Raw genomic sequence first — 16,978 nt, 5'->3', positions numbered from 1 at the left:
AAAACCGCTTTTACCGTCACAGCCGTTCCTCTCCTTCCCAGGCAATGGGATGTTATCCTTCCTCCGGACCTACAGCCTCTTCTCCAGGCAAATCCGGTACTCCCCGAAGCCGTACTTCCGGTGCAGCGAGCGGGAAGCCGCGTTCTCCGTCCCCGTTTCCGAGCGAAGCAGATTCGCTCCGTTTCGTCTGACGCTGTCCTCCACATAGGCCAGCAGCCGCATGCCGTACCCCTCTCTCCGATAATCCGGGGCGATATAGAAATCGCGAATCTCGGCGATCGTCAGCGCATACTCAGGCACATCGGCGAACGTCGCCCAGACGTATCCGATCAGCCGCCCGTCGTCCTCCGCAAGCTCCGCGATCGTCCGGGGATCGTCCAGCGTTTCCAGCAAAGCGGAATAAAACTGTTCCGGCTGCGACGTGGACATCCATTTCGCCTTGTACTCCTCATACGGCAGTTCCCTCGACCAAGACGTGTCACAGGCGTAGTTCACTTCACAGTGAAGCGCCAGCAGCAGCGATTTGTCGTGTTCCCTGTCGATTGGACGGATGTTCAATGCGCGCTCACCCTTTCATCCGATTATTCACATGTACTACTTTCCAGACGCCTTCGCGAAACTCCTCTTTCCTCATCCGGCAAAAACTTCTATAACGAACTCATGCGTCACCTTATGGACAAACCGGGCAAAGTATCAGCCGCATGTTCTACACCGCCGCACCTATGGTACAATCAGGATAAAAAACCGGACATGCTGCGTAAAAGCAGGGGAGGCAACAATCGTGACGGAATGCGAAGTGTTGGCTGCGGGGTATTCGTATCATACGAAGCCGTTTCATATTGCGACGACACGGGGACTGCGCAACTATTTGATCCGATTCCAGGTCGAAGGCAGCTGCCGCATCCTCGTAGACGGCGAAGTTCGCCTGATCGTCCCGGGTGATCTGCTGCTGTACAAGCCGAAGGACGCCTACGATCTGCGGATCGAAGCCGAACATCAGCCTGGCGGGGAACGGGAAGTGTCGAGCGGGGACTACTACTTTTTCTGCCGCGGGTCGTGGCTCGAGGAATGGTGGAGCCGCACGGTCAAATCCAGACATATGAAGCTCCCGCTGAGCAAGGAAGTACTCCATCTGTGCCGGCAAACGATACTGGAGCATCGGCGCAGCAAAGATCCGGCCAAGGAAATGACCGAATATTATATGCGTCTGCTCTGCCTGACAATCGAGCGGGCCAGCCGGGAACAGCGGTCCCCCGAGGAAAAAGGCCGGTCGTTTCTCGCTTACGAGATGAAGCGGTACATCGAAGAGAATGCCCTCTCCCCGCTCAAAATCGAAGACGTCGCACAACATGTGGATTTGAGCGTATCCCGGGCCGTCCATTTGTTCAAATCGGTGTTCGACCAGACGATTATGCAATACGTTCAGCAGATTCGTCTGTCGGTGGCGCGCGAGCGGATCTTATTCAGCAAAATGTCGCTGGAGCAAATCGCCGAGACGTCCGGCTTTAACAGCTACACGTATTTCTATCGCGTGTTCCGGGCCCGCTACGGCATGAGCCCAAAGGAATACCGGGCCGGCGACATGAACTGGATCGACTGACGGTACACGACAAAAACAAGCGCTCCCCCGAACCCAATCGGAGAAGCGCCTTCGATGATTATACCCACCACATTTGTCCAAGCGGCTCGCGCAGCAATACTTGCTGCAAATTCGTCACCGCTTTCGTGAAGCCTTCGTCGACCGACATCAGGCCGTCTTCGTGTTCGATGCTGACGACATAGTCGTAGCCGACCAGACGAAGAGCGCTCAGAATATCCGCCCAGGTTTTCAGATCGTGACCGAAGCCGACCGTACGGAACTGCCATGCCCGGTCGAGCATCAGCGAGTACGACTGCATATCGGTAATGCCGTGTTTGTTCACGTTGATCGGATCGATCGTCGTGTCTTTGGCGTGGAAATGGTGAATCGCTCCGGCGCGGCCCAAAATATGAACCGCCTGGACCGGATCGATGCCCTGCCACCACATATGGCTCGGATCGAGGTTCGCGCCGATCACTTCGCCGGCCGCTTCGCGCAGGCGGAGCAGCGTTCCCGGGCTGTGCACGGAGAAACCTCCGTGAAGCTCGAGGCCGATTTTGACATTACGCTCCGAGGCGTAACGTCCCCACTCCGTCCAGTAAGGGATCACTTTGGTCTCCCACTGCCACGTCAGCAGCTCTTGGTAATCGTTCGGCCATGGAGCTACCGGCCAGTTCGGGTATTTCGCATCGTCGGAATCCCCCGGACAGCCGGAGAACGTGTTGACCACCGGAACTTCCAGCCGCTGCGCCAGATCGACCGTCTTCACGAACGTATCGTGAAACTCCTTCGCGATATGCTTCTGCGGATGGAGCGGATTGCCGTGGCAGCTAAGAGCGCTGATCGTCAGCCCGCGGGATTCAATTGCCTGCTTGAACGCCTTGAGCTTGGACTCGTCGGCGAGCAGCATATCCGGATCGCAGTGAGCGTTGCCGGGGTATGCGCCTGTGCCGATCTCGACCGCTTCCAGTCCTTTGGAGGCGATGTAATCCAGCGCCTCCTCGAACGGACGGCCGGAGAACAATACGGTAAATACGCCAAGTTTCATAGCGGATATCCTCCTTCCCGGTTATACGAAAGGCTTCGGTTGAAGCCTTTCGCTGAAAGTAGCATGTACGTGATAACAGCAGCTTGCACCGATTATTGGTTCAAATAAACGGTTTTGCCGGTACGGCCGGATTCATACAGCGCTTCAAGAATTTCCGTTACGACAAGCGCTTGCTCCGGCTTAACGAGCGGCTCTTTGCCTTCCAACAGCGCTTCAACCCACAAGCGCGCTTCCATATCGCCGCTGCCTTCCTTCTTGCCGTCGTAGAACGCTACGCCGCCGGCGTCCGTTTTCACTTTCGTGTCGAACAGACGGCTGAATTGCTCGCCATTGATGCGCAGCCCGTCTTCCATATCGGCTCCGCCCTCGGTTCCGCACAGTACGGATTTGGCTTCGCCGACTTGCAGCGTGTTAAGCGCCCAGCTCGATTCGAGTACGATCGTAGCGCCGTTCTCCATCTTGATAAAGCCGAATGCGGAATCCTCTACCGTAAATTTCTTCGGGTCCCACGGGCCCCATGCGTTAGCCGCATTTTCCCGGCTGCCGAGCTTGTGGAATACCGAGCCCGTCACGCTGACCGGCTTGTAGTTGTCCATCATCCAGAGCGTCAGGTCGAGAGCGTGCGTGCCGATATCGATAAGCGGACCGCCGCCTTGCTTCTCCTCGTCCAGGAATACGCCCCAGGTCGGAACCGCGCGCCGGCGGATTGCCAGAGCCTTGGCGTAGTAGATCTCGCCGAGCTGGCCGCTTTCAGCCACTTGCTTCATATGGAGGCTGTCCGGACGGTACCGGTTGTTATATCCGATCGTGAGCTTTTTGCCCGTTCTTTTTGCGGTCTCCACCATACGGCGGGCGCCTTCGGCCGTTTTGGCCATCGGCTTTTCGCACATAACGTGCTTGTCTGCTTCCATAGCAGCGATGGAAATCTCCGCGTGAGAATCGTTAGGCGTACAGACGTGAACGACGTCGATCGTTTTGTCCTCAAGCAGCTGACGGTAATCCGTATATACTTTCGCACCTTCCGCGCCGTATTTCTTAGCCGCTTCCTGAGCGCGCTCCTCCACGATGTCGCAAAATGCTACCATTTCCGCATTTTTAACTTTAGCCAGTCCCGGCATATGTTTGCCGTTGGCGATTCCGCCTGTACCGATAATGCCGATTCTCAATTTTCCGTTTGCCATGAAATTTACACCCTCCTACTATTCGCTTCCGCTACTTCTTTTATATACGTTAGCAAGTTCAGTTCTATGTAATCATAAAGCTATTTTTTTGAACATGAAGTATATGATCAAAAGATGAACTTTCTGGCTACGATTATTTTTCCAGCTTTATTTTCTGCTCGCAAACCGTTGGGCAGACACCCGTTCAGCCGGGTTGATTTATCTCAGAAGCGTGCTAGTAATCGTTATAAATCAGGGTAGTTGTCATAGTTCGACCCCAATATTCGACCAAAATTATAATGATTACTCATGAATTTACAAAATCTATCAGGTTCCCATTATTTTGCTTTATAGTTCTATCGGCTTATAGTATACTGGACTGGAAACGATCTCACAGATGCAGATTGGGGAGTCATTATGGAAGCTTTATCGTTCATGGCTTTTTCGATGCTGGAATGGTTTTCGCTGATTATCCTGTCCTTCACGATGTTCAAGATCGAGATCAGGGGATTCCGTGGACAAATCGTTTTCACATCGTTTTTGCTGTCTCTACTTTCTTATATATTAATAGTCGCCTTAGATCTGGTAGGATATGCGACCTTCCTGCAGCCTCCGATCGTGTTTATTTTTTATTGGCAAATGTTCCGTATCCCCGCCTTTTATGCCGGACTGATTATGACCAACGGCTATTTGGCTTATATTTTCCTTACATCGATATCGTATATCGTCTTGCAACAGTTGGGTTCGATCCTCGTCGTTCCGGATACGACGATCAGCTTTGCCAATCAATCGGTCACGGCCCTTGTAGCTTTATTGGTTGCGTACGCTATTTATAAATACCGGATCGGGTACACCTTTGTTCCGTATTACCCGAACTCGAATATTAAGTTCACCAAAATCAATACCAGACTTTTGCTGTTTACGATTATGGGTTATCTGGCTTTAACCAGCTTTAATTTCTTATACTTTTTGGGCAACTACACCCAGTTTATTATTATTCCGATTACAGTATCTCTAGTCCTCTTACAATATTGGGTACTGAAAAAGGAGTTTTCCGATGATCATTGAAGCCTGGTCCGAGAAAATCGCCCGATCCATTAAAAACACCAATGAAAACATAACGGTAAGTATCCCGGTGATGAAATTTGCCCTGATTATCATCATCAACTTTACGATACCGGTGGTCGTCTCCTTATTGATCGGTCTGTTGACGGGCAAGTTTCTGGAAACCTTAACGGCCATAACCTTTTTCGTAGTTCTGCGGCTCTTGTCGGGCGGCTTCCACTTCCAGTCCCCGATCCCGTGTATGATCACGATGGTCGTTATAACCGCCGTTCCTCCACATGTCAGCTTGCCTGATATGTGGAGTACAGCCTTTACGATCGCCGCTCTCATCCTGGCAGCTCTTCTGGCTCCTTCCAACTTGCGCGGATACCACACGATGCCGGAAAAATACTATCCTTTAATGAAGGCTGCTTCCGTCTTACTCATATGCAGCAATTTTTTCTTCCACTCCTCTGTGATCGCATCCGTGTTTCTAATCCAAGGCATTTTATTGTTTCGATGGAAGGAGGTGTAAACCGATGGTACAAAAAGCAGCAAACGTAGTCGCCCATGTCCTTGATCTTGTAGCTCGTTGCTTCGTGCAGACTGCCTCTCCTTCGACTCATCGTCCAGAAATACCGGAGGAATTGAAGAAGTAATCTTTGATTAAGGCTGTCAGAGCCTTCTGACAGCCTACCCTTTTTGCTGGAGTTGACACTATAATGAAGTATCCCGTTACTCACGATCCGGATAACAATGGTCGAGTCATCATGCTTGATATAGAAGACATTGTTAAAATAGAAGTACATAACCGCAGCGTAACCTTTCATACAACCGAAGAGGTTTACTACCCCTTGGCCTGGAACATTTCTACACTAGAGCCGCATGTACTGGAACACGGTTTTCAAAGGCTGGACCGCAACAACTTGGTGAATATGAACAAAATAACTCACTTTGATGAAGAGCGCGCGCTCGTTTTTTTTGATGCCGAACTTACAAATAAAAGCAAATTTGCTACAATCTCGAACAGAGAAAAAAATAAAGTGAAAAAAGATATTATCGAAATCATCCAGAAGCCCAAAAAGCTGACGGATGACGGCTTCAATATGTAGAATCTCCTTCACGCAGATTAAGCCGCTCCTATCCGTACGGCTTTCACATATAAGAATGACGACTCAATACCGGATTTTCACAACATGAGCACGATTGCTGCATTGGACCGACATTCCTGATGTCGGTTTTTTCACTTCATGCAGCGGCCTTTTCGATAACCTTAACCGATACGGAGAAACATAATGAGCGCTTTGATATTCCTGTTCTTTTCCATGCTCGAATGGATCGCATTGATTTTGCTTACCTTTTCGATTTATCGGTTCCCGATTCGGGACTATGCGGCACAGGTTGGAATTGCCGTCCTTTTCTTATCGGTCATTTCCTTAGTTTTGTTTGAATATCTGGATATCGATATACTGGCCACGCTTATTCAGCCCTTATTCGTTTTTCTCTTTTTTTGGCTCTTCTTCAAAGTGCCTGTCTATTATGCCGGCTTATGCGTAGTGAATGGGTATTTAGGTTATGCCGCAATACAATCGATCGTCTTTTATGTGTACGAGCTTCTCGGCATTATGATCCATCCTGGAACGGCTCTCGCTTACTTGGCGCAAGCCGTAACGGCTGCAGTCGCATTTATCGTCATCGGGTTTGCCTTGAAATATCGTCTCGGGTTTTCCTTTGTGACCCCAAACGAAATTACGAGGGTACGGCTGAGGGGAACCAACCTGAAACTGCTGCTGCTAACATTTGCAGGGTACGGAGCACTCTCCAGCTTTAATTTTTTGTATTATTTGAGCGACTATACCATCATCATCGTACTACTTATGTTCTCCGCCTTTGCAATCATCCAATACTGGACGTTCCAGAAAGAGTACGAGTCGTCGCATTGGCACCGGACAAGAGCCGAAATGACCAAAACCCCCGATCTGCCGTAACACACGGCGTTCGGGGGTTTTGGGTTGTACGGCCTAACCGCTACTCTAGCTATAACAGCGCGCCGGTCATGGCGCCTGCACCCAAGCGTCGCCGAGCCACGTCCGGATATGGAGCCAGCCGTTCCAGCTCCCGAAAGCTTGCACCGTCTGCGGAGACAGCTCGCCCATGGCAGGCTCGTCCGCAAAAGGCAATCGGCGGAAGGTCGTGACAGCCGGGAGCTCGACCAACTGCGTCTCGCTCTCGATCTGTCCGGTTACCGCCTTCGGCACGCGGACCCAGTTGCTGCCGAGCCATGTGTCGATCCGGTACCAGTCGCCCGCTCGCTCCCGGGCCGATACGGTTTGCGGACCGAGGTAGGCGCCTACGGGCGTTAACCTGCCGCTAACCCGGTCATACAGATCCGTATCGCCCAGCAGTGTCAACGGCTGCTCGAACGGCTGCGGGTCCCAGGGAGATTTGCCCGCCGCGTCCGTCATATACCGGTGCACGCCCGCCGCAATCCCTTCCGCCATCTTCTCCTGATACGCCTCCGTCGCAAGCAGCCGGTCCTCTTCGGCATTACTCATGAAGCCCATCTCGATCAGGATGTTCGGCACTTCAGACCAATTGAAGCCGGACAAATCGTCGCGCGCTACCGTCCCCCGCGAATTCGCCTGCGTCGCGGCCACCAGATCCGTCAGCACGATCTCCGCCGCCGTCTTGCTGAGCGAATATTGCTCATTCGATACGGCCACCGATATCGCCGGATACAAGACCGAGGCTCCCTTCGCCTTGGGCGAGGTGGAGCCGTCCGCATGAATGCGCAAAAACAGATCCGCTCCCGCTCCATTAGCCAGCTCCGCTCTCTCCTTGTTGCTGATGTCGACCTCATGCGTATCTCGCGTCATCACCACTTGGTATCCTAGCGCCTCCAGCTTGTCTCGGATCCGCTTCGACACTTCCAGCGTCAGCACGTATTCCGGCTTGCCGGTCGCGACGCCGCGCGTACCGGACGATACTTTCGGCTTCTTCTCGGAAGAGCCGGGTCCGACCGATTCCAATTGATTATTGCCTCGCAACTGATGTCCCGGATCGATGCATATCACGGGAGCGCCGGAGGCGGCGGCACCCGCCGCAGACGCCAATACGGCCTGCACAGGCAGGCTAAGACTCAGAAGCAAGCTAAAAGCCAACATACGTTTGATTCTACCGGTTCTCACAGCTGCAATCCTCGCTATAGTATGGATTTTGATCCTGCTGTTAGTACTGTACCATCGTTTGGCGGCGTGCACAACGGCGGCGCCCTTCGTATGCATACTCCCCTCCCGCCCTCCGGCCCAAACCGAATAAGCTGTCATGAAAGGACGAAAATCCGATATGCTCTAGTAATGCGCTTTCGGATAAGCGCTATTCCTATCTTAAAAGGAGAGGATCGCATGCACACGCTGGATTGGGTTGTCATGGGGCTCTATTTCCTGCTCATGGTCGGGATCGGATTATGGTCGTACCGCCAGGTGAAGGGAACCCGGGATTTCTTCACTGCAGGCGGCCGGATGCCGTGGTGGTTAGCGGGCATTTCCCACCATATGTCCGGCTACAGCGCCGCCGTGTTCGTCGCTTACGCGGGCGTCGCCTACAAGTACGGCTTTACGCTTTATATCTGGTGGGCCGTACCGGTCGCGGTGGCGGTCTTCTTCGGCGCTCGCTGGATCGCCCCGCGCTGGTCCCGGCTGCGGCAGCAGCTTCATATCGAGTCGCCTACGGAATATTTGGCGGCAAGGTATAACGTGCCGACTCAGCAAATTATGGCGTGGAGCGGCGTGTTGCTGAAGCTGTTCGACGTAGGCGCCAAGTGGGCCGCCATCGCCGTTATTTTAAATGTGTTCGCCGGGGTGCCGCTGACGACCGGCATTGTCGTATCCGGCTTGCTCTCGCTGTTTTACATCACGATCGGCGGATTGTGGGCGGACGCGCTGACCGACTTTGCCCAGTTCATCGTCCAGCTCGTTGCCGGACTCGCGATGTTCGTCATCGTGCTGATCAAGCTCGGCGGTCTCGGCTCGATCGTCGACCTGTGGGACCGTCTGCCGCCGACCCATAACGATGCGTTCGCCGGACCGTATACGCTCGGCTTCGTGCTCGCCTACCTGCTGATCAATTTCCTCAGCTACAACGGCGGCACGTGGAATTTGGCCCAGCGGTTCATAGCGGCTCCGAACGGCAGAGAAGCGCGCAAAGCCGCTTATTTGTCCTCCGCTCTTTATTTGATCTGGCCGCTCATTCTGTTTTTCCCGATGTGGGCCGCCCCGGTGTTTTATCCGTCTCTGGCCGATCCGAACCAGTCGTACTCGATTATGGCGATGGACCTGCTGCCGCCCGGGCTGATCGGGCTTGTGCTCGCCTCGATGTTCGCCCATACGATGGCGATGACCACATCGGATGCGAACGCGATTACGGCTGTCGTCACCCGCGACATTTTGCCGAAACTGTTCGGCAGGTTCCGCACGATGAGCGGCAAAGCGTCGCTGCTCGCCGCACGCGTAACGCTGGTCGTCTTCACGACGCTGACGCTGATCGTCGCTATCAACCAGCAAAACTTCGGAGGCATTCTCAGCCTGCTGATCACCTGGTTCGGCGCCCTCGTCGGGCCGATCTCGATCCCGATGCTGCTCGGCCTGCTGCCGGCCTTCAAGCGAAGCGGCTCGGCGGCGGCGATCCTATCCTGGGCCTGCGGCCTGCTGACGTTCGGGTACGTGAAATATATCATGGAGAACGCCTCCACCGCCGTGCTGGTCGCCTCCCCGGTCGTCGTCTCCGCCGTGCTGTTTATCGGAATCGGCTGGTTGACGAAACAAAGCAGCGTTTCTCCGGAAGTCGATCGGCTCGTCGACTCGCTGAACGAAGACGCCAAGTAACTCCATCCGCTAGAGCGATTTGGAACACCCAAAAAGTTGTTCCGGAGACTCCGCCGGGCCATGTATAATGAAAGCAAGACAGCACCAGCCGAAGGAGAATCCGCAATGAGTTCCGTAACCGCATTCCAAGATTTGACCGACAATTTGCCCGACTGGGTCGAAGCGTACCGCGCTTATGCCGCAGAGGGCCGGGTCGCCACTTATATTCCGGAGCTCGCTCATGCACCGCAGCAAGCGCTCGGCATCACGCTGCACCATAAGTCCGGAGCCGTTATCTCTGCGGGTGACGCCGGTATGCCTTTTACCCTGCAAAGCATCTCCAAAGTATTCACGCTGCTGCTGGCCCTCATGGACCGCGGCGAAAAAGCCGTATTCGAGAAAGTAGGCATGGAGCCGACCGGCGACGTCTTCAACTCGATGCTGAAGCTGGAGCTCGTCCAGCCCGGCAAGCCGTTCAATCCGCTGATCAACGCGGGAGCGATCGTCATCTCCTCGCTCATCCGGGGAGACCGCCCGGAACACAAGGCGGAGCGCATCGTCCGGTTCATCCGCGAGCTGGCGGGAGACGAAGGACCTTCGATCAACGAAGACGTCTACCGCTCCGAAGCGGAGACGGCGAACCGCAATCGATCGCTCGCTTATTTTCTGAAAGATAACAAAGTGCTGGACGAGGAAGTCGAACCGACGCTGGACGTTTACTTCCGTCAATGCGCCATCGAGGTTACATGCGCCCAGGTCGCCCGCATGGGGCTCGTTCTGGCAAATGACGGCACCGACCCGTTCACCGGCCGCGAGCTGGTCCCGAAACGGTACGTTCGAATCGCCAAGTCGTTCATGGTGACGTGCGGCATGTACAACGCTTCCGGCGAATTCGCCATCCAGGTCGGCATCCCCGCCAAAAGCGGCGTTGCCGGCGGCATTCTGGCGCTCGTCCCGGGCGAGCTCGGCATCGGCATCATCGGACCGGCGCTTAACGACAAGGGCAACAGCACGGCAGGCGTCCATCTGCTCCGGCTGCTCTCTGAGCGGTATGACTGGAGCATGTTCTGACTGGCTGATCTGGGGGCCTACCCCTCATTAAACCGAACTCATCACTTCCCGTACCAACACAAAGACGCTTCCTATCCCGACGAATCATCGGGACGGGAAGCGTCTTTGTACCGGAATCCGGCGGGCGATTCGCGCAGACCTTTCAGGAAGGCTTCTCCAGTACCATATTCCAATCGACTTGCCGATACGGACTATGAGGAGAAGCGAGCAGCTTCGTCAGAACGGGACGGTTGCGGCTGACGTAGTCGAAGGTCAGGTCGGCATCCACATATTGCACGCCCGCCGCGAAGCCGTTCACATACTCGCCCCAGCCCGAATACGCCCGCTGTGCGGCACGCGTGATCTGCAACAGATAAGTCCAGTAATCGTCTTCCCCCATATAACGGAATTCCAGCCCCGCCCGGCACATAAAGGCACACCACGCAAAGTCTACCGCGGCGATTCCCCCGGCAGGCAGCCGCCGCAAATAATAATGGACGATGCTGAATTCGGTCCGCAGCTTCTCTTCCTTCAACGATCCGATATACCGCAGCCGTTCCGATTCGGGCAGCGCGGACAAGTAATACGCCTGCCGCTCGTAATTTTCCCTCCGCCCCTCGCACAGGAGCCAGTTGAGCATTTCTTTCAGGCTGCCCGCGTCCTTCACATCCCAGTTCTCCAGCACTCTGCGCTGCACCGACCGGTCGACCGGTTTTCGTTTGATCGGAAATGTAAAGGATGCCGGACCGCTCAGGCAAATCATCGATAAGCACTGCCCGTACAGCTCCAGCTTTTTATGTTTATCGGTTTTGGCTTCAGTAGCCATGCGCTCGCGCCTCCTTGTTGCCGCTTCAGAAACGGGCCGCTCTATAACCTACCGCAAGCACGCGAATCAGTGACGCATACAGCAACAGCAATACGATCACGTACAGAGTAAGCCGGAACGGCAGTTTGGTTCGCTTCGGGTCCTGCTCCTCCGGAATGATCCGGGTGTCGATCAGACGATCCGTCACCGTAGCCGCGTCTTGATACAGGGACAAACCCGGCAGCTTCAGCATCTCTTGCACAAGCCTCGGGAGCTGCCGGGGCGGCATATCCAGCACTTGGCCCGTTACCTGCATCGTCTTTTCTTTGTTCCATTGATCCGCCTGTTTCGCGTCCGCTACCGCGATGACGAGCGAATCGCCGAGATAGCCCGCATAGATCCAGCCGGATGGAACTTCATTCGAATGACTCGTCTCCTTCTTGGCCAGCTCCAAATAGGACACGTATTCCGCCGTCTCCTTGCCGCTCTCATCGCGGTTCTTGAATTCATATAAACCGATGAAGGAAATGTTGTTGTACGTAAACTGAACATGCGGCGCTCCCGCCGGGATCTCTGCCGCGCTGCCAACCGGTACAGGCGGTGCCGGCTCCTCCCCGCCCTTCTTGTCCATCCATAATTCCGAGAGCGTCGATCCGGTATGCTTCTCGTAAGTGGTTGCGATCAGGTTGTGGGTGAACAGAATAAGCAGCATGAGGAAAACAAACTTGATTTTCGGGAAAAACGTATATACCATCCGAAGCCGGGTCTTCCGGTCCCAAGGCTCAAGCCCGCCCCGAAGCTGCCGCAGCTCGGACTTGCGTCCCTTGAGACGGCCTGTCCGGATCGCTTCCTCCAGCTTCAGCCGGCTTTCGATCAGCGCGGTCGTCGCCTGGATGTCGTTCGGGCTTGCTTGCAGCACCTGTTCGAAAGACGATACGGCGCGGTTTAGGTTTCCCGCCTTCATCTCACATAACCCGCGAATATACCGGATGTCCGTCAGCTCCGGCTGACGCTCCAGCACGATGCTGCATGCCTCGATCGCCTCGGCGTACAAGCCTTGATCGTAATAAATCCGGGCCCGGTACATATACCCGTCGATGTCGTCCGGATGTACAGCGATCCCTCTGCCGAAGGCGGCGAGAGCGAGCTCCGTCTCTCCCGTGCGCAGGTAGTACTCCCCTTGCAGCCGAAGCAGATCGGGATCGTCCGGATAGATCGCGCCAGCCTGGCCGATCGCCTCGGCGGCGGAATCGAGATCATTGTGCCGCAGCGACTGGAAAGCGTCGTAACGCAGACGCAAAAACGTATCGGTGTCCCGTCCTCCCCCGCCGCTTAGAAATGTAAAGCGCAGCCCGGGCCCTTCGAGCTGTCCGGTCAAATACTCGACGAAATCCGAGTAGCGGTCGCCGAAATACGCTTCCTCCTGCGCCCGGTTCCGCCATCCGAAGTTGTCCTCCAGCAGCTGCCAGATGCTGCGCGGAAGCTGATCGCGCTCCTCCAGAAAATCCGCCATCCGATCGCTCAGCGTCTGCTTCAGCTCCACATTCCAGACGACGTCCGCGCTCAGCAGCTCCTGCCATCGTTCCACCTGAATCCGGGCGGCGAAGTCGTCGTACAACGATTCGGCCTCTTCCATAAACTCCCCGATCGGCGAGTTACTCTGCCGGAATTCGTCGTGCGTGTCGAGCAGGGTGAACCTTGGAAGTCTATAGTCGTCCTCCCGGTCATCTTCCTCGTAGTCGCCGTCCTCCTCGGCGTTTTCTTCGGCATTCCTTTCGGCGTCCTGTTCATCGTCTTCTGGGCAGCCGGCTTCGCGCTCGTTTTCCCCTTCTTCCTCTTCCACTTCATCGCAGCGTTCCGGCTCCGGCCGCTTGGCAAACCTCTGTGCCTCGTCATACGCTTCTCTTAACCGCTGATACCCCGCCGGGTCGTCCTCGGGATGGTGAATTTTCAGCTTTCGGGCGTAAGCCCGCTTAATGTGCGTGACATCGCGGGTCGGCTCGATGCCGAGTAGCTCCCAGATGTTCATCAGTATTCCAGCCACCTCTCGAAATGAAGCAGCTGCTTTTTAAATTCGGTCGCGGCTTTTTTGATGTCCGGCTCGTTTTGCGTAGCGAGCACACTTTCAAATTGACTGAGATAAAACGCAATTTCATTGCGCTTTTCCCCGAGCGCCTCTTCATACAGCCGCTCTCCCTTGGCGAGCAGCAGCCGGTTCTCCGTTCGTTCGCGGGGATGAATTTTAATGTCTCTTAGTTCCGCCAGCCGGGCTTCGATTTCCTCGGGCGTCAGGCTTCCCGGATTTTTCTCGATAATCAGCTTCTTTTTCTCCCCGGTCGAGACGGTCGTCACTTCCACTTCCAAAATTCCGTTAATATCGTATGTATAACGGACGTCGATCGCCTGCTTGCCCGCCGGGTCGGACGGCACCATCACCGCAAAGCCGCCGATTTTGATATTGTTCTCGACCTTGCGGCTTTCGCCCTGGAACACATTGACCGATATTTCCGTCTGGTTGTCGTTTACCGTGTAGAACCGTTCCACCTTGCTGACCGGAATCGGGGTATTCCGTTCGATAATCGGCATATAATGCCCGGATTCGTACTTGCCGTTGCCCAGCCGCCTGATCACGTCGGTGCCGAGCGTATACGGACATACGTCGGTCAACACCACTTCCCTCAGAGCTTCGTTCCGCTCCTTGAGCGCCACCTGGATCGCGGCCCCCAGCGCCACGGCCTCGTCCGGATTGATCTGCGAGAACGGAAGCCGCCCGAACATTTTGCTGACCACCGACTTGATAATCGGCATCCGCGTAGCCCCTCCGACCAGAATGACTGCATCGAGATCGCTTGGCGACAACGACGCGTCCCGCAAGGCGCGCTCGATCGGATGGCGCAAACGCAGCATGAGCTGGCTGCATATTTTCTCGAATTGCTGGCGGTCTATGCGGAGCTCGCAGGTGTTCTCCCCGTACTGGAAGCTCATCCGGCCGACCGTCTCCTGCCCGAGAGCCTTCTTGCACAACTCGGCCTGCTTGAACAGGGCGGAACGGCCTTTGTAGTCGAGCGCCTGCAGATCGATCCCGCTGGTTTCGACAAAATAAGTGACGAGCTGATTGGTGAAATCTTCCCCGCCCAGGTAATTGTCGCCCGCGATCGACTTCACTTCCATCACGCCTTCGAAAAACTCCAGAATCGACACGTCGAACGTGCCGCCTCCCAGGTCGAAGACGAGGAACTTCGTATCCGATTCCTCCTGATGGAGCCCGTACGCGATCGCGGCCGCCGTCGGCTCGCTGATCAGCCGCTCCACCTTCAGGCCGGCAATTTCCGCCGCGCGTTTGGTCGCTTTGCGCTGCGTGTCGTTGAAGTAAGCCGGGACGCTGATGACCGCCTCCGCCACTTCCTGTCCGAGAAACGCCTCCGCGTCGGCCTTCAACGATTGGATGACAAAAGAGGACAGCTCTTCGGGAGTAAACGAATAGTCGCCCAGACGAACCACTTTTTCCGTGCCCATATATCGCTTGAAGACCGAGGCGGACCGGTCCGGATGGGTGATCAGCCGTTCCTTGGCAATCTGCCCGACGAGCACCTCGCCGTTATCGTCGACGCTGATCACCGACGGCGTCAGCCGCTCCCCCAGCACGTTCGGGATAATCGCCGGTCCGTTGTCGGTCCAGTACGCTACGAGACTGTTGGAAGTCCCCAAATCAATTCCTATCATTGTCATGTCCATTACCTCGCGCTTGTAAGTTTTCGAAAAGGTGTCTATTTCCGCCACTTCATGTATTATCGGCAAACGCCTCGTTTATTTTTATGAAAAGTGGTGGAACATCCCTCCGCGCGAGGTGAATTGAAAAAAAGCCCTCTTCACAAAAAAGAGGGCCGTACTTGTACACTACGAATCTATCGGCCGTTAGGTGGCGCCCAACGGCAGCAAATCCGGCTCAGCCATATTCCCGGGCCAATGACTTCCAGACCTGCTCGAACGTTTCCGTCCGGAACCAGACCATCTCCATAGCCCGGGACAGCTTCGTCACTTGCTCGCAGGTCAAGCCCAGATCGTTGACCAATTGGATATCGCCGAGCGTCTCCCTGAACGACTCATACCCGGAGCCTGCAAAGGCGGAGTGCGGATACTCGGCGGATTCCGCGACGGTCCGGACCGCAGGGATCGTCGTGCTCCTCTCTTTCACAAGCGCCTGAATCGGCGTCGACAGCAAGTATTGGATGAAATAACGAGCCTCGTGCACGTTCTCGCACCCTTTGCCGATCCCGATATTCGTAGAGATCGCCAGGGAGCGGTCGTGCCGGCCGGCCGGGAATTTGCAGACGCCCCAGTCAAACCGGCACTCCCGGTACAGCGTGCACAGGTAATACGTGGACAAGATCATGCCGACCTTGCCCTGCTGGAAAATCTGCTCGCTCAGGTCCGAAGCTGTATGGAGCAGCGGCGCCGCCCGGTGCTTGTAGATCAGATCGAGGATGAATTGAATGCCGGCCTCCCCGGCTCCGTTCAGCGGCGGAAACGCCTTCCCGCTGCGGGCGAATTGCCCTCCCTCCTGCATAAAAAACAGCGGCCACCGGTAAAAGGAAGGCGACAGCGCGAATCCGTACTGAACGGTCGAATCGTCGATCTGCCGGCTCAGCCGCACCGCAGCCTGTACGAAATCGTCCCACGTCCAGCCGCCGTCCGGAACGTCCAGTCCGCCCTCCTCGAACATCGACCGGTTGTAGACGAGCATAACCGGGGAGAAGGAAACCGGTACCGCAAACAGTTGCCCGCCGCGCCTGGCCGGCTTCCACAAAAAATCGTAAATGTCGTTCCCCGTCTCCAGATGAAGATCCGTTAGCGGCTGCAGCACCGCTTCGATCTTCTCCGCTTCAAGCTCGAACAGAAACCGGTTGGAGATGCTGATCAGATCGGGCTTCAGCTCCTGCATATCCTGCTGTTTGTATCCCGCGTACACAAGCGGCGTGATCTCGCTGGAGAACGGCACGAGCCGGACTTGAATATGAGCGTGCTCCCGGTTGAAACGTCCGACGATTTCCTCGATCATCGGGTACTCGTAGGAGGGTAGCATCCAGTACAGATTCAGCAGCGTCACCTTCCGGTTCCCCGGGCTGTCCCCGAGCGCGAGAACGACGCTGCCTTTGCCCGCGATCGTCCGGATCAGCCCCTCCCCGGCAAGTTCCGCAACTGCTTTGCGGACGGTCGGACGGCTGAGCCCGTATTGCTCGGCGATCGTATTCTCGGAAGGGATGTATTCGCCCTCCTTCATCTCTCCGCTCATAATCCCCAGCTTCAGATCATGCAGCAATTTCGCGTATTTCTTGGAGCCTGCTCTCACATCCGGTCCTCCCCATAGATTGGCCCCGCTCCCGGGGCGGTGTCCCGTCCTGTCTATATGGCCTTATCATATCACACCCG

General features: G+C 55.4%; 16 protein-coding genes. 8 read left to right on the top strand and 8 right to left on the bottom strand.

From position 1 onward, the window contains the following. Positions 1-69: 69 nt before the first annotated feature. Positions 70-558: a GNAT family N-acetyltransferase gene (locus PV433_RS03340; RefSeq protein WP_332070771.1), complete on the bottom strand. Its 489-nt coding sequence runs from the start codon at positions 556-558 to the stop codon at positions 70-72. A gap of 223 nt (positions 559-781) precedes the next feature. Here PV433_RS03340 and PV433_RS03335 point away from each other — a divergent pair, with 223 nt between their 5' ends. Further along, a complete protein-coding gene (locus tag PV433_RS03335; protein WP_332070770.1) occupies positions 782-1,600 on the top strand; it encodes an AraC family transcriptional regulator in 819 nt (272 codons plus the stop codon). 58 nt (positions 1,601-1,658) lie between these two features. Here the strand turns inward: PV433_RS03335 and PV433_RS03330 are convergent, their stop codons facing one another. Together PV433_RS03330 and PV433_RS03325 are read right to left on the bottom strand one after the other, a co-directional pair. Beyond that, complete coding sequence (locus PV433_RS03330; protein WP_332070769.1) at positions 1,659-2,627, bottom strand: sugar phosphate isomerase/epimerase family protein; 969 nt, start codon at positions 2,625-2,627, stop codon at positions 1,659-1,661. 92 nt (positions 2,628-2,719) lie between these two features. Beyond that, positions 2,720-3,808 (bottom strand): Gfo/Idh/MocA family protein, encoded by a 1,089-nt coding sequence (locus tag PV433_RS03325; protein ID WP_190929898.1) that lies wholly within the window; start codon positions 3,806-3,808, stop codon positions 2,720-2,722. A 396-nt stretch (positions 3,809-4,204) separates the two neighbouring features. On the opposite strand from PV433_RS03325, the gene PV433_RS03320 reads away from it, so the two are divergent. The 5 genes from PV433_RS03320 (at position 4,205) to PV433_RS03300 (ending at position 6,819) form a co-directional block, all read left to right on the top strand. Then, entirely contained in the window at positions 4,205-4,855 is a 651-nt protein-coding gene (locus PV433_RS03320; protein ID WP_190929897.1) for a hypothetical protein, read from the top strand. Beyond that, a complete protein-coding gene (locus tag PV433_RS03315; RefSeq protein WP_223836814.1) occupies positions 4,845-5,366 on the top strand; it encodes an accessory gene regulator B family protein in 522 nt (173 codons plus the stop codon). The genes PV433_RS03320 and PV433_RS03315 overlap by 11 nt, the downstream gene beginning before the upstream one ends. A 4-nt stretch (positions 5,367-5,370) precedes the next feature. Continuing rightward, positions 5,371-5,490 carry a cyclic lactone autoinducer peptide gene (locus tag PV433_RS03310; protein WP_190929896.1) on the top strand — a complete coding sequence of 40 codons (120 nt, stop codon included), beginning with the start codon at positions 5,371-5,373 and terminating at the stop codon, positions 5,488-5,490. Between the two features lie 63 nt (positions 5,491-5,553). Continuing rightward, positions 5,554-5,943 carry a LytTR family DNA-binding domain-containing protein gene (locus PV433_RS03305; RefSeq protein ID WP_190929895.1) on the top strand — a complete coding sequence of 130 codons (390 nt, stop codon included), beginning with the start codon at positions 5,554-5,556 and terminating at the stop codon, positions 5,941-5,943. A 183-nt stretch (positions 5,944-6,126) separates the two neighbouring features. Then, positions 6,127-6,819, top strand: a complete 693-nt coding sequence (locus tag PV433_RS03300) for a hypothetical protein (RefSeq protein WP_332070768.1) — start codon at positions 6,127-6,129, stop codon at positions 6,817-6,819. Between the two features lie 66 nt (positions 6,820-6,885). Here PV433_RS03300 and PV433_RS03295 read toward each other — a convergent pair whose 3' ends face one another. Beyond that, the gene (locus PV433_RS03295) at positions 6,886-8,019 is read right to left on the bottom strand and encodes an N-acetylmuramoyl-L-alanine amidase family protein (protein WP_332070767.1); all 1,134 of its coding nucleotides are present in this window, start codon (positions 8,017-8,019) and stop codon (positions 6,886-6,888) included. A 216-nt stretch (positions 8,020-8,235) separates the two neighbouring features. Here PV433_RS03295 and PV433_RS03290 point away from each other — a divergent pair, with 216 nt between their 5' ends. Together PV433_RS03290 and glsA are read left to right on the top strand one after the other, a co-directional pair. Beyond that, positions 8,236-9,714 carry a sodium:solute symporter family protein gene (locus tag PV433_RS03290; RefSeq protein WP_332070766.1) on the top strand — a complete coding sequence of 493 codons (1,479 nt, stop codon included), beginning with the start codon at positions 8,236-8,238 and terminating at the stop codon, positions 9,712-9,714. A 105-nt stretch (positions 9,715-9,819) separates the two neighbouring features. Then, entirely contained in the window at positions 9,820-10,764 is a 945-nt protein-coding gene (glsA, locus tag PV433_RS03285) for a glutaminase A (protein WP_332070765.1), read from the top strand. Positions 10,765-10,906: 142 nt separating this feature from the next. On the opposite strand, the gene PV433_RS03280 is transcribed toward glsA, so the two are convergent. The 4 genes from PV433_RS03280 to PV433_RS03265 all read right to left on the bottom strand — a co-directional run bounded on the left by PV433_RS03280 (position 10,907) and on the right by PV433_RS03265 (position 16,898). Then, positions 10,907-11,569, bottom strand: coding sequence for a DUF1266 domain-containing protein (locus PV433_RS03280; RefSeq protein ID WP_332070764.1), 663 nt, complete (start codon positions 11,567-11,569; stop codon positions 10,907-10,909). A 25-nt stretch (positions 11,570-11,594) separates the two neighbouring features. Further along, the gene (locus tag PV433_RS03275; RefSeq protein WP_332070763.1) at positions 11,595-13,577 is read right to left on the bottom strand and encodes a J domain-containing protein; all 1,983 of its coding nucleotides are present in this window, start codon (positions 13,575-13,577) and stop codon (positions 11,595-11,597) included. Then, on the bottom strand, positions 13,577-15,277 hold the full coding sequence (locus PV433_RS03270; protein ID WP_332070762.1) for a molecular chaperone HscC: 1,701 nt from the start codon (positions 15,275-15,277) through the stop codon (positions 13,577-13,579). The genes PV433_RS03275 and PV433_RS03270 overlap by 1 nt, the downstream gene beginning before the upstream one ends. A gap of 217 nt (positions 15,278-15,494) precedes the next feature. Next, positions 15,495-16,898, bottom strand: coding sequence for an extracellular solute-binding protein (locus tag PV433_RS03265; RefSeq protein WP_332070761.1), 1,404 nt, complete (start codon positions 16,896-16,898; stop codon positions 15,495-15,497). Between the last annotated feature and the right edge of the window lie 80 nt (positions 16,899-16,978).

The sequence above is a fragment of the Paenibacillus sp. GYB004 genome, assembly GCF_036577605.1.
Lineage (GTDB): Bacteria > Bacillota > Bacilli > Paenibacillales > NBRC-103111 > Paenibacillus_AB > Paenibacillus_AB oceani.
The sequence above is the reverse complement of the archived record's forward strand: the minus strand, read 5'-3'. Positions and strand labels throughout refer to the sequence as shown.